The sequence below is a fragment of the Mycobacterium sp. genome (genome assembly GCF_035499775.1).
Lineage (GTDB): Bacteria > Actinomycetota > Actinomycetes > Mycobacteriales > Mycobacteriaceae > Mycobacterium.
Genome location: NZ_DATJYB010000452.1, coordinates 1 through 13,539 on the forward strand (window position 1 = coordinate 1; position 13,539 = coordinate 13,539).

At 64.7% G+C, this 13,539-nt stretch carries 8 protein-coding genes and 1 pseudogene; 3 read left to right on the forward strand and 6 right to left on the reverse strand.

Features of this window, described 5'->3' with window-relative positions; genetic code table 11:
• From VML93_RS27995 to VML93_RS28015, 5 genes and pseudogenes are all read right to left on the reverse strand, one after another.
• A partial coding sequence (locus VML93_RS27995) for a type I polyketide synthase (RefSeq protein ID WP_325615511.1) occupies positions 1-3,171 on the reverse strand: 3,171 nt, incomplete at its 3' end.
• Between the two features lie 19 nt (positions 3,172-3,190).
• The gene (locus tag VML93_RS28000) at positions 3,191-5,236 is read right to left on the reverse strand and encodes an AMP-binding protein (RefSeq protein ID WP_325615512.1); all 2,046 of its coding nucleotides are present in this window, start codon (positions 5,234-5,236) and stop codon (positions 3,191-3,193) included.
• A gap of 30 nt (positions 5,237-5,266) precedes the next feature.
• The gene (locus VML93_RS28005) at positions 5,267-5,899 is read right to left on the reverse strand and encodes a chorismate--pyruvate lyase family protein (protein WP_325615513.1); all 633 of its coding nucleotides are present in this window, start codon (positions 5,897-5,899) and stop codon (positions 5,267-5,269) included.
• 3 nt (positions 5,900-5,902) lie between these two features.
• Complete coding sequence (locus VML93_RS28010) at positions 5,903-7,657, reverse strand: AMP-binding protein (protein WP_325615514.1); 1,755 nt, start codon at positions 7,655-7,657, stop codon at positions 5,903-5,905.
• A 689-nt stretch (positions 7,658-8,346) separates the two neighbouring features.
• Positions 8,347-9,645, reverse strand: a pseudogene (locus tag VML93_RS28015) (nucleotide disphospho-sugar-binding domain-containing protein).
• Positions 9,646-9,803: 158 nt separating this feature from the next.
• On the opposite strand from VML93_RS28015, the gene VML93_RS28020 reads away from it, so the two are divergent.
• Positions 9,804-10,601 carry a TylF/MycF/NovP-related O-methyltransferase gene (locus VML93_RS28020; protein ID WP_325615518.1) on the forward strand — a complete coding sequence of 266 codons (798 nt, stop codon included), beginning with the start codon at positions 9,804-9,806 and terminating at the stop codon, positions 10,599-10,601.
• Positions 10,602-10,647: 46 nt separating this feature from the next.
• Here the strand turns inward: VML93_RS28020 and VML93_RS28025 are convergent, their stop codons facing one another.
• On the reverse strand, positions 10,648-11,793 hold the full coding sequence (locus VML93_RS28025) for an LLM class flavin-dependent oxidoreductase (RefSeq protein WP_325615515.1): 1,146 nt from the start codon (positions 11,791-11,793) through the stop codon (positions 10,648-10,650).
• A 183-nt stretch (positions 11,794-11,976) separates the two neighbouring features.
• Here VML93_RS28025 and VML93_RS28030 point away from each other — a divergent pair, with 183 nt between their 5' ends.
• Both VML93_RS28030 and VML93_RS28035 read left to right on the forward strand, forming a co-directional pair.
• Complete coding sequence (locus tag VML93_RS28030) at positions 11,977-12,789, forward strand: phthiotriol/phenolphthiotriol dimycocerosates methyltransferase (protein ID WP_325615516.1); 813 nt, start codon at positions 11,977-11,979, stop codon at positions 12,787-12,789.
• Between the two features lie 4 nt (positions 12,790-12,793).
• On the forward strand, positions 12,794-13,539 hold a 746-nt coding region (locus VML93_RS28035), incomplete at its 3' end, for a saccharopine dehydrogenase family protein (protein WP_325615517.1).

Below are 13,539 nucleotides of genomic sequence, written 5' to 3' on the forward strand. Positions count from 1 at the left end.
GGCCACCGGGGCTTCCAGGCCAAGCGTGCCCTCGGCGTTCAGCAGCCAGCCTCCGTCGGACTCGTCGGACCGCGAATACACCGACACCGTCCGGCGCCCGGCATCGCCCGGGGGTCCCACCACCACCTGCACCTGCACCCCCACACCCGGGTGCATCACCAGCGGCGCGGCCAGGACCAACTCCTCGATAGCCCCGCACCCGGCTTCGTCACCGGCGCGGATGACCAACTCCACGAAGCCGGCCCCGGGGAACAGCACCACTCCGCCGATGACGTGATCGGCCAGCCACGGCTGATCCGCGAGCGACAGCCGGCCGGTCAACACCACCCCGTCGGAATCGGGCCGCTCGACCACGGCGCCCAACAACGCGTGCTCGGTCGCGCTCAGACCCAGACCGGCCGCATCGGCGGCCCCATTCTCGCCCGGGTTCTCCCAAAACCGCCGCCGCTGAAAGGCATACGTGGGCAAGTCCACTCGCCGCCCACCCGAGCCGGCGAACACCGCCTGCCAATCCACCGGCACACCAGTGGTAAACAACTGACCGAACGCACGCAGCACCGAAGCCACCTCGGGGCGGTCTTTACCCAGCATCGACACCACAACCGCCTCAGCCGGTGCCAACGACTGCTCGATGGAGCCGGTCAAACCGCTACCGGGACCGACCTCGATGAAGTGGGTCACACCAAGCGTCTGCAAGTGACGCGCGCTGTCGGCGAAACGCACCGGCCGCCGGACATGCTCCACCCAGTACTTTGCGGACCCGTAATCCGTAGTGGCGCTGGCTAATTCGCCCGTCACGTTGGACACCAGCCCGATCTGCGGCGCGCGCGCCTCGATGCGGCCCGCAATCTGCGCGAACTCGTCGAGCATCGGCTCCATCAGCGGCGAGTGGAACGCGTGCGAGACCGCCAGCTGGTGCACCCGCTTGCCCTGCGCGGCGAACTGATCCGCGATCGCGCTGACGGCGGCCTGTGCACCCGAGATGGTCAGGGACTTGGGCGCATTGATCGCCGCGATCCCGACGCCCTCGCCGAGCGCCGGCAGCACCTCGTCCTCGGCGGCTGCGATCGCAAACATCGCCCCGCCCGCCGGCAGGGCCTGCATCAGCCGGCCCCGCGCGACCACCAACATCGCCGCGTCCGCCAGCGTCAACACCCCGGCGACGCATGCCGCGGACAACTCGCCGACCGAGTGGCCCATCACGAAGTCCGGTTGCAGACCCCAGCGCCGCAACACCGCGAACAGCGCCACCTCAACCGCGAACAGCGCCGGTTGGGCAAACTCGGTGCTGTCGAGCAGAGCTGCATCTGTGCCCCAAATGACTTGGCGCAGCGGCAATCGCAGATGCTGATCCAACTCAGCGGTCACCGCATCGAACGCTTCAGCAAACACCGGCAGCTTGTCGTACAACTCGCGGGCCATCCCGACCCGCTGCGAGCCCTGCCCGGGGAACACCATGACGGTCTTCCCCACCGTCCCCACCTGCCCGACCACGGCACCCGCACCCGGGTCACCGTCGGCCAGTCCCGCCAGCCCCGTCAGCAACGCGTGGCGGTCGGCACCGACTACCACCGCCCGGTGCTCGAACACCGACCGGCGCGCCGACGAGTACCCGACATCGACCGGGTTCAGCTCCGGCTCGGCCTCGACATGGGCCAACAATCGGGCCGCCTGCGCCGTCAGCGCCTCGGGCGATTTCGCCGAAATCACCCACGGCACCACAGGCAAACCCGACACACCCGACTGGCCATTGGTGCTTCCGCTCAGCTCAACCGGGGCCTGCTCCAGAATCAGGTGCGCGTTGGTGCCGCTGATCCCGAACGAGGACACCCCGGCCCGGCGCGGACGCCCTGCCACCGGCCAGTCCCGGGCCTCGGTCAACACAGACACCGCGCCGCTTTCCCAATCCACCCGCGGGGACGGCTCATCGACGTGCAGCGACACCGGCATCCGCCCGTGCCGCATCGCCTCGATCACCTTGATCACGCCGGCCACGCCCGCGGCGGCCTGGGTGTGGCCCATGTTCGACTTGATCGAACCCACCCACAACGGCCGCTCGGACGGACGGTCTTGCCCATAGGTGGCCAGCAGCGCCTGCGCTTCGATCGGGTCGCCCAACGTGGTCGCCGTCCCATGTGCCTCGACCACGTCAACATCGGCCGACGCCAGCCCGGCATTGGCCAAGGCCGCGCGAATCACCCGCTGCTGGGCCTGCCCGTTCGGCGCGGTCAACCCGTTGGACGCGCCGTCCTGGTTGATCGCGCTGCCGCGCACCACCGCCAAGACCGTGTGTCCCGACCGCTGCGCATCCGACAGCCGCTCGAGCACCACCACGCCGGCGCCCTCGCCCCAGCCGGTCCCGTCGGCAGCTCCGGCAAACGCCTTACAACGCCCATCGGCGGCCAGCCCGCGCTGCCGGCTGAAGCCGACGAAAATCGACGGCAACCCCATCACCGTCACGCCGCCGGCCAACGCCAGATCACACTCCCCCGAACGCAGCGCCCCCATCGCCTGATGGATCGCCACCAACGACGAGGAGCACGCCGTGTCCACCGATACCGCGGGGCCCTCCAGCCCCAAGACATAGGACACCCGTCCCGAGGCCACGCTGATCGACGTGCCGGTCAGGCCGTACCCCTGCAACCCCCCGGTGTCGCGATTGCCGTAGCTGGCCGCGAAGATCCCGGTGAACACCCCGGTCGACGAGCCCCGCAACGACAACGGGTCAATCCCCGCGTGCTCCAACGCTTCCCAGGAGACCTCCAGCATCAAGCGCTGCTGCGGGTCCATCGCCAACACTTCACTGGGCGCGATCCCGAAGAACCCGGCGTCAAACCCGGTCGCGTCGTCCAAGAACCCGCCCGAGCGCGTGTAGGTCTTACCCTCCGCGTCGGGGTCCGGGTCATACAAACCCTCTACGTCCCAACCCCGGTCCGTGGGAAAGTCCGTGACCAGATCGCGACCCTCCGACACGACCTCCCACAGGCCCTCCGCGGAGTCCACCCCGCCCGGGAAACGACACCCGATCCCCACCACGGCCACCGGCTCTGCCGCGCGCTGTTCGTATTCCCGCAACCGTGCGCGTGCCTCGTCGAGCTCTAAAGCAACCTTCTTCAGGTAACGGAAAAGCTTCTCGCGCTCCTCGTCGGCGCCCTCGACGCTCACACTCATGGTCAGCTGCTCCTCTTCATTACTCGCCAAATTCAGAATCGATTAGCCGGAAAATCTCGTCAGGGGTGGAGGCCGCCTGAATCCGGTTGCCCAAGCCGTCCTCGGCGTCGGTGATGGTGCCGAGCAGGGCCCGCAAACGATCGGCCACCCGCTGCTTTTCGCCGGGCCCGATGGCCACCACCAGCGCTTCGACCTTCTTCAGCTGATCTTCGATTGCCGGGTAGCCGTTCGCGCCGTTATTCGCCGGAGCAGACGGTGTCACCCGCCGGTTGCCCCCGGACAGTTCAGCCTCCAAGTACTGGGACAGCCCTGATATCGAGCCATAGTCCCATCCGATCGTCTCGGGCAGCCGCAGGCCGGTAGCCGCTGCCAACCGATTGCACAGTTCGACGGTCATCTGCGAGTCAAAGCCCAGCTCCGAGAACGCAAGATCCCGATTTATCGCCCGAGTATCCGGCTCGCCCAACATCTTCGCGGCCTCGGCGCAAACCGCGTCGGACACCAGCCGGTGACGTTCTTGCTGCAGAACGGCCAACCGCTCCTTGATCTCCGACCGCGGCTCGAACGACGAGAGTTCCCAAATCGGCTTCGTCGGGCTCTCCAAGCGAAGCGAGCCGCGCAGCAACTTCCCGTTCGGGGTTCGAGGGAGTCGCTCAGTGATGGCAAATCGGTGCGGCACCTTGAACGCCGACAGTCGGCTCAGCAATCGGCGGTGGATGTCTCGCAGGATCGATTCGTCGATGCCGGCACCATTCGCCGGGACCAGAAACGCCTGCAGTGTCGAGGCGCCGGTGGACTCCCTTACCCCGACCACCGCGGTCTCGGCCACGGCGTCGTCTTCGCTGATGATTCGTTCGATCTCGCGCGGATTGACGTTGACGCCCCCGACGATTTCGGTGTCGTCGGCGCGGCAGTTGTAGCTGACCCAGCCCTTCTCGTCGACGCAGACCCGGTCCTGCGTGTCGAGCCAACCATGATTTCCCGGCGGCGGATCGGGCCACTTCCAATAGCCCGGCGTGATCGACGCCCCACGGACCCACAGGTCCCCCTCCACGCCCGGCGCGGCTGTCGTGCCATCGGCCGCCACCACGCGAATCTTGTAGGGCGGCAGCACCTTTCCCAGAGTTCCCACCCGCCATTCGTCGACAGTGTTCGAGACGAATGTCTGGCCCACCTCGGTGGATCCGATGCCGTCAAGAATGGGGATGCCGCCGAAGAAGTCCATGATCCGCTCGGCGAGGCCGAGCTCGAGCGCCTCACCCGCCGATACCAGGCAGCGCAGCGAACCGAACGCGTCGGGAGAGCAGGTGTCCACGACCCTAGCAAAGAAATTGGGGACGCCGTAAAGCACCGACGGCTGGTATTTCGCGCTCAGCGTGGCGGCCACTTCCGGACTCACCGGCACCGGGTTGATGACCGCGGAACCACCCGTCGCAAGCGGAAACCAGACCGAATTACCCAGGCCGTACGCAAAATACATGCGCGCGCTGCACAGTCCGATGTCTTGGGCAGTGAGCCGCAGCGCGTTATGGCACATGGCCTCGACATACGTCAACGGGTCGCCATGCCGATGGATCGCCGCTTTCGGCGGGCCGGTGGTGCCGGACGTGTAGGTGGCGTAGGCAAGATCGTCAGCGACCAGCGGTTCGTAATCAGCGGGCTCGACTCGGCTCGCGTCGGATAAGAGTGCTGTGACGTCGACGACGCTCGACGGCTGAAACCGCTCGCACAGCGGACCGGTTGTGACGACCAGCGCCGGCTCGGTGTCGCGTTCCTGAAACGCGTGGTCGTCGCGGTGCAGGTCCGGGTTAGCCAAAAACGCCAAAATCCCGCGAGCCAGGCACGCCAGCAGCAGCTGCACCAGCTCCGGTGAGTCCGGGAGACACAACAGGACGCGGTCTCCTTTGGAGAGGCCGCGCTTCCTGAGCACTTCCCCGAGACGCGCGCCGCCGTCATGGACTTGGCCGTGAGTGACGACGTCGGGCGCGTAGTAGACGGGCTTGTCATACCATCCCGCTTCCGATGCGCGCCGCGCGAGAAGCCCCGCTAAATTCCCATTTCCCATGATTAAATGACCGCCCCCGCGTGCTCAGTGCTAAGGAGTGCTGGGGATTCGATCGTGAAATACAAACCGATCTCCGCTCCTTTTGTCCAGTTCTTTTGCACGTCGGCGGCGTTCGAGTTCGTCACTCGGCGCATCTTCGAATACATTCCGAAGGAAATACTCGGTGATGATCATCACCGGATTGCCTCCGGCGATGTTGCGATACCGGCGGGCGATAACCCCCTTGCGCGACAGATGATATCCGTCCTGCGCGAGCCAATCCGGCGACCCACCCGACCAGACTTCAGCCTCCTCTTTGAAGGTCTCGATGCAACTGGCCGCCATGGTTTCGCCAATGGGCCGAGTCGTCTCCAGCAGCGTGGAAGTGATTTCTGGCGGTAGCAGGTCAACGGCAACCAGCGACTCCGCGGCTACGAACGCAATTCCAGAGTTCCGCCCCTTGAGCAAGATATCACGCTGGAGAATCCGGCCGATCGATAAATTCTGCAATTCAGGTATTTTGGACGTGTCGGCGTGAATCTCCTGCTTGATGATTTGCACGACGATCTCTTCGTCGGCGAGCACGTTGAGAATCCGGGTAAGGGTGCCGTTGGTCGCCACAAGTATCCGAAGGTCGCGGTTGAGCTTCCCGATTCGCTCTTTAGACAGAATGCTCTTGGTCATGGCTCAGCTCCCCGCAGCGTCCAATCGGGTGAATTCATGGTTCAGGTAGCGCTCGATGCAGGATGAGCGCCGAACCTTCCCGCTGGTAGTGACCGGGATCGAGCCGGGCGCCACCACGACGACATCCGTGACGCGCACCCGGTGCGACATCGATATCGCGTTCGTGATTTCGCGTTTGACGGCGCGGAACTTCTGCATTGCCTCCTCGGCCGTGTGGCCCCACCGCGTGAGTTCGCCGATGACGACGAGCTGTTCGGTGCGATCGCCGGGCACGGATATCGCCACCACGCGGCCGCCGGTGATTTCGGCGATCGTCGCTTCGATGTCGTCGGGATAGTGGTTGGAGCCGTCCACGACCAACAGATCCTTGATTCGGCCCGTGATGAACAGCTCACCTTCGAAAATGACGCCGAGGTCTCCGGTCCGCAGCCATGGACCTGCCGAAGTGCCGGGCGAGGGGTCCTCAAGCTGTCCGGCGAACGTCCGCTCGGTGTTGTCGGAGTTGCGCCAGTAGCCCAGGGCGACGTTGTCCCCCTGCACCCAGATCTCGCCGACGGTTCCCGCCGGACTCTCCACCCTGGTCTCGGGGTCGACGATCCGCAGGGTTGAAGCCCGTGGTTCGCCGTAGCTGACCAGCTTGGCACCCTCGCCCGCTTCGTCGTCGCAGCGCTTCGCGTGACCGGCCGCCAATTGCTGGTAGTCGAAACAAACCGTCTTCGGTGGGCGTCCCGGTCCGGCGGTAGCCACGTACACCGTCGCCTCCGCGAGCCCGTAGGACGGCCGTACCGCAGCGGGGTCGAGGTTGAAGCGGGCGAACCGGTCGATGAAGCGCTGCAGCGTTGCGGGGTTGACGCGTTCGGCGCCGGTGGCAAGCGCCTTCACGTGCCCGAGATCCAGTCCCTCCATATCGTCATCCGAAGTCCTGCGCACCGCCAATTCCAAACCGAAGTTCGGCGCGCTCGAAACCTGGCCGCGATACTTGCCCATCAATCGCATCCAGCGAGCCGGCTTCTGCAAAAAGGCCATTGGGCTCATCAACACGCCGGTGTCCTGATTGACCAGCGGGAGGATGATGCCCAGCACCAACCCCATGTCGTGATAGAACGGCAGCCACGACACCACAGTCGACGGAATCTTCTCGGCGTCCCCGAGGTAGTCGGACATCAATTGCACACAGTTGCTGATGATGTTCTTGTGCGAGATCACGACGCCGGCCGGCGAGCGGGTCGAGCCCGACGTGTACTGAAGATATGCCGTGCCCGTGTGCGTGTGCCGAGTCGGATCGAGTTCGCGCGGGGAGTCCAGGTCCAGCAAGTCCACCGCCACGACCTCCGGCGCCCGCTGGCGGGCTCCGACACACGCATGGGGCGCATACTCGCTGACCGCGTCACTGGACGACGAGGTGCTGAGGATGACGGTCGGCTGGGAGTCGCGCAACGCCGCGGAAATTCGCTCGTCGTGAATGCCGAATTGGGGCACCGGAAGTGGGACGGCGATTAGTCCGGCCTGCAGCACGCCCAGGAAGGCAATGATGTATTCCAGGCCCTGCGGGGCCAATATCGCGACCCGGTCGCCGCTCGACACAGAGATCCTGAGTTCGTCGGCGACTATCATCGCTCGCCGGTAGAGCTGCCACCAGGTGAGGGTTTCGGTGAATCCCGCCGGGTTTACCTCGTAGTCAATAAATTTGTAGGCCGCGCGGTTCGGGTACTGGGTGGCCGCCTTATGCAGTAGATCGGTGAGCGAGGACTCGCTCACCGCGAATCGCGTTGCTGCGCCGTTCGGCGATTGCACCGTTTGCCCATCCGTTGCCGGCGTCGGCGCCGGCCATGCCGCCACCTCGCCCGCAGGCTGAACTGACAAAGCGTTCGTGTTGATGGTCATTCCCTTCGGCCCTTGACGCATGTAGAATACGGGCGTTTCGCTCCCGTGTCAGAAGAATCCGAAATAGCGTTGCGGCAGAACGTATCTTGGCTCGCGCAACAAGGTGGGAAGCGGGCGCCACCTGCGCCGATTCGGACGGGCGTACCAGATCCGTAACCGGAACGAAACGGCAACGCGACTGGCCGGCGCACGCTTCGCACCGGCAAAGACGCCTCACCGACGCCAAAAACACTGGTCAACCGACTCGACCCGCGCCATCCGACACCGGCCGCACCGGTGAGGCCGACGTAAATTTTAGCTCAGAAACCACCCACGGTTGGCAGGAATCGCGAGATTAGTCCTTCCACTCGCACAAGTCGCGGGAAAACCGTTGCAGCGGAAAGCAATGCGACCTTGCCAAGGCGGCATGACAACGTGCGTAGTCAATCGACCGAAGGTCCGCATTCACAAGTTTGCTTGCGAGCGAGCCGAAATGGGAGTCTCAAGTCGGGTGGTTAGCCCAAGGAATATGCACGAATGGTCGAGCCGAACTGAAAGTCAGCCGCCCGTACCCGGTTCGGGGGTCAGCCCGCTCGGGATGCGGACGAATCTATTCGCCCATCGGACAGTAGATGCAACGCAGTTTTTACATGATGCGGGAATCCGGCGAAATTTCGGGACAAGGCTTCGGCTAGTCGCCGGGCGGCTTGCCGGTAGTAAGGCCGGCCGAGCGCCTGCTGTACCGCGTTTGCCACACGCGCAGGAGTGAGCCGCTCGGTTCGCAGCAGCACGCCCGCGCCGGCCCGCTCGATGGCTTCCATGTTCATGTGCTGGTCCATATTGGTGGCCAGCCCGACCACGGGCACCCCGGCCACCAAGGCCTGCTGCGTCGTCATGCTGCCGCCGTTGCAGATCACCACGGCCGAGCGCGCCGCGGCCGCCTCACCGGGCAGGTAGTCCGCCACGAACGCATTGGCCGGGACGTTCGTCAGGTCGCTACGGTCGGCGGTCGCCGCGATCACCGTCACCGGCTGGTCAGCCAGGGCGTCGAGCACCACCTGCAACAGGCTTCGCCCGCCCGAGGTGCCCAATGTCGCGTAGACGATCGGCCGGTCCGCCGGCAGCGAGTCCCACCACTCCGGCAGTTCGACGGCGGCGGCCACAGGACCGGGCCCAAATACTGATGGTTGGCCGGCCGGTCGTACGTCGGCACCAGCTCCGGCACATCGGCATACAGTGTGTAGTCCCCATCGGTGAACATGCGGCAAAGATTGGAACCCAAGCTCGGTAATCCGTACTTGCGGCGGACCCGGTTGAGCGGCAGGCAACACAAGGCGAAGATCAGCGGGCAGTACAGCCGGAACCCGACGCTGACCAGCCGCATGCCCAGAAAGCGCGTCCGCAGCACATCCGGCACCGGAAATCGGAGGCGGGCGTAAGGGCTCCAGTAACCGTTGGCGGTGGCGATGCTGGGGATGCCGGGCACTCACGGACAGCGGCCAGCGGTCGTCCCCGACGACCAGATCGGGTGTGATCTCTTCCAGCACCTTCAGGTCATCCTCGACGTACTCCTGCAACGTCTTGGTGTTGTAGAACGGGCGGCCCTGAGCCAGCTTGGCGTCGAGCTCATCGCTGGGGATGGTGCTGATCGGGTGGTGTGGGAACGGGATCGGGCCGAGTAGCTTGTTGTACCGCGGATCGCAGGCGAAGTGGACCTCGTAACGGCTCGGGTCAAGCGACTGCGCGAGGAAGAACGGCCGGGCGACATGGGCCAGGCTCACCGCTTCGGCGATAAACAGGACCCGCAGCCGGCGGCCGGGAGCCTCGGGTGCGCTCGGTGCGGTGCTGATGCCGGCGTCCCTTCTCACGTTGAGCCCGCACATTTCCCAGGGCGAGTCAGCCCCCTCGATCTGCGCCGCAGAATACGCCAATCGCGAGCCTGGCGGGGGTTTTACCAAAACCCGGTGACGGCGTCAGTTGAGGTCTACGCTCATCGCGGAACTACTGGCATGCGAGATAGGGGCAGTTTTGACCGCGGCCGATCGCCGATGCGCGATCTGCGTACCTCGACGAGATCCGGCGCAAACTCACCAGATACGGGATGTCCGAGCAGATCCCTGAGCGGTGGCCGCTGCGGAGACGCCTCTTTCTCAAAACCTTCAACACGATTCAGCCGATGCTCACCCGCGGCGCGTTCGGTCTGCGCAAGCGCGAGTTGGGTCTGGACTGGCCGGCTGATGCCGAGACGATGATCGGCATGCAGCGACTCACCAGTCTGCAGCAGTGCGTTGAGACAGTGCTGACCGATGACATCACGGGCGACCTGGTCGAATGCGGAGTGTGGCGCGGCGGCGCCAGCATCCTGATGCGCGCAGTTCTGTCGGCCTACGAGGACGAGACGCGACGTGTGTGGCTATGTGATTCGTTCGAGGGCCTGCCCCGTCCCGACACCGAGAATTACAAAGCGGATAAATGGATGAGGTTCTTCGTCAGTTCACCCATCTTGGCCGTGTCGCAATCGGAGGTCAGCGCGAATTTCAAGCGCTACGGGCTGCTCGATGACCGGGTCCGATTTGTCAAGGGCTGGTTCAAGGACACGCTGCACGACGCCCCGATCGAGCAGATCGCGGTGTTGCGGCTGGACGGCGACCTGTACGAATCCACGATTCAGGCGCTCGACGCGCTCTACCCCCGCCTGTCTCCGGGCGGTTATTGCATCATCGACGACTACGTGCTCAAGCCGTGCCGGCAAGCCGTCGCCGATTACCGGGACAAGCACGGAATATCCGAGGAGATCATCGACATCGACGGGACCGGCACGCTCTGGCGCAAGCAGTGACCCGCCGTCGGCGCTGAACCCGAACGCCGTTGGGCGAGTGGACAGTTCACAACCTTCTGAGTTCGCCGAGAACCTTGAGGTGGGGCAGGGTCGCCGCCACAGTCTTGCTCAGTTTCGGGTTGACGAAGCTGCCGTTGATGATGAGCAGGTATCGGAGACCGTGGTCGCGCCATTCCACGATTTGATCGAGGACCTCGTCGGCGGTCCCGCTGAAGACGACTTCTTTCATAAGCGCCGGTGGGACTTTAGACGTGTATGACAGGACCTGTTCCTCGCTCATGGTTTGCGGGATGACATCCTGCACGCCGGCGAAGTCGGCTCCCAGCGGGTGCTCGACGCCGTGGCGTGCCCAGTCTGCTGCGGATACGCCGAGCGCGGTTGTCTTCACGACGACAGAGTTCAGCGCCTCCTCCACGTGGTCCTGATTCCAGCCGGTGACCACGCCACGCACCGCCGAAGGGGTGATGGACATCGGGTCGCGGCCGGCGTCGGACGCCGCGGCGCGGACGACTTCCAGCGAGCGACCGTAGTCACAGGGCCGAACCGTGGTGATGGGAATCCAGGCGTCGGCGTAACGTCCGGTGGCCCGCAGCGTGCGGGGACCGTGGGCCGCGACCCAGATCTCGGGCCATTTCCCTTTGTACGGCGGGAGGGCGAACAAGGCGTCATGCAGCGGAAAGTAAGGCGAATCACGCTTGACGAGCTCGCCGTTCGAATTCCACAAGGCGCGAATTGTGGCGAGCGCTTCTTCGAACCGTGCCACTGGCCTGGCCCAGTCCACCCCGTAGGGCTCGTTGCCCTCACGTTCCCCGACACCGACACCGAGCATGGCTTTACCCCGCGAAAGCAGATGCAGAGTAGCGGCGGCCTGCGCGGTGACCGCGGGATTGCGTCGACCGGCGTCGGTCACGCACACACCGAGTCGCAGCCGGCTGATCTTATTGCGGGCGGCGAGGTTTCCCAGCATCGTCCACGGCTCGAGGTTGGCGTCGATTTTGGGCACGAATCTGGCCGCTAATCCGAGATATTTGGGCGTCGCGATCGAGCGCGGTACCAGCGCGTTCAAATGGTCGCCGACCCAATACGAGTCCGCAAGCACTGAGGCCGCGAACAGGGAACTCGCCCGCGGCGCCAGAATCGGCGGAAGGCGGGTATTCACGATCGCATCGACAAAACCGAACGGCATTCCCATACTCAGTGCCCGCAATCCGCGCCGTGGATCAAAGCCATGGTAGGGAAAGCTACATCAGGCAACCCGTTGCCGCGGCCGGATTTCCGACGATGCCTGCTCGTCATCGGGTGACCGCCGAAGTGTCATCCGTCTTTTTTCCCGAACCGGATCGTTCATGTCCCGTCTCTGCCATACTCCTTCCCCATGGCATTCAGTCCGGCACACCGACTCATCGCCCGCGTGGGCAGCACCGCGACCTACAAAAGAGTCTGGAAATACTGGTACCCGCTGGTCACGCGGGGTCTCGGTGACGACGAAGTGGTGTTCATCAACTGGGCCTATGAAGAAGATCCGCCGATGGATCTGCCGCTGGAGCTGCCCGACGAACCCAACCGATACAACATCAACCTGTATCACCGCACGGCGACCCAGGAAGACATCACCGGCAAAAAGGTGCTCGAGGTCAGTTGCGGCCACGGCGGCGGCGCCTCCTACCTGATGCGTACGTTGAAGCCGTCCTCTTACACGGCGCTGGATCTCAACCCGCGCGGCATCGCGTTTTGCCAGAAAACACATAATCTGCCGGGTTTGGATTTCGTCCAGGGCGACGCGGAGAACCTGCCGTTCGATGACGAATCCTTCGACGTGCTGCTCAACGTCGAAGCCTCGCACTGCTACCCGCACTTTCCGCGTTTCCTCGCCGAGGTGGTACGCGTGTTGCGTCCAGGAGGGCACTTCCTGTACACCGACCTGCGCCCCGGCGTCCGCATTTCCGAATGGGAGACCGAGCTGGCCGCAAGCCCGCTGCGGCAGCTTTCCCAGAAAGAAATCAATGAGGACGTCCTGCGCGGCATCGAGAAGAATTCGCAAAAGTCAGGAGAGCTGATCAAGCGCCACCTGCCGGGTCCGCTGGGCATTGTGGGTCGCGAATATCTCGGCCAGCAAGGCACGACGTTGAACCGCTACATGCAAAGCGGGGACATCTCCTACCGGAGATACTCCTTCATCAAGGACTGACGCGATGAGCCCGGTCGAGCGCGAGTTGGACATCGTCGTTTACGGCGCCACCGGGTTCTCCGGCAAGTTGACGGCCGAATACCTGGTCGGCGCGGGTGGTGCGGCCCGCATCGGGTTGGCCGGGCGCTCTCCCGAGCGGCTGCTGGAAGTGCGGGAGTCGCTCGGCCCTGCGGCTCGGGACTGGCCGCTGGTCATCGCCGACGCGTCGGAGCCTTCGACGCTGGATGCGATGGCCGCGCGGACTCAAGTGGTCCTGACCACCGTCGGGCCCTACACCCGGTACGGGTTGCCGCTGGTGGCCGCCTGCGCGAAGGCCGGAACGGATTATGCCGATCTGACCGGTGAGCTGATGTTCGTCCGGGACAGCATCGACGGCTACCACAAACAGGCCGTCGATACCGGCGCCCGGATCGTGGTCTCGTGCGGATTCGATTCGGTCCCTTCTGATTTGAGCGTCTATCAGTTGTACCGTCGGGCGGTCGAGGATGGCACCGGTGAACTCGGCGACACCAACCTGGTGCTGCGCGCCTTCTCCCAGCTCGGGGTCTCCGGCGGCTCGCTGGGAACGTATCTGGAAGGTATGCGTGGCGCATCCAGCAGCCCTGAAGCCCACCGGCTGGTCAAGGACCCGTACACGTTGACCCCGGACCGCGGCGCCGAACCCGAGCTCGGTCCGCAGCCCGACTTCGCCCGGCGCCGCGGGCGCGACTTGGCGCCCGAACTCGTCGGCTTCTGGACCGGCGCATTTGT

Bases quoted from the DNA above. Each gene is read 5' to 3' on its own strand.
- VML93_RS28000 (WP_325615512.1), bottom strand. From the start codon at position 5,236: ATGGGAAATGGGAATTTAGCGGGGCTTCTCGCGCGGCGCGCATCGGAA.
- VML93_RS28030 (WP_325615516.1), top strand. From the start codon at position 11,977: ATGGCATTCAGTCCGGCACACCGACTCATCGCCCGCGTGGGCAGCACC.
- VML93_RS28005 (WP_325615513.1), bottom strand. From the start codon at position 5,899: ATGACCAAGAGCATTCTGTCTAAAGAGCGAATCGGGAAGCTCAACCGC.
- VML93_RS28025 (WP_325615515.1), bottom strand. From the start codon at position 11,793: ATGGGAATGCCGTTCGGTTTTGTCGATGCGATCGTGAATACCCGCCTT.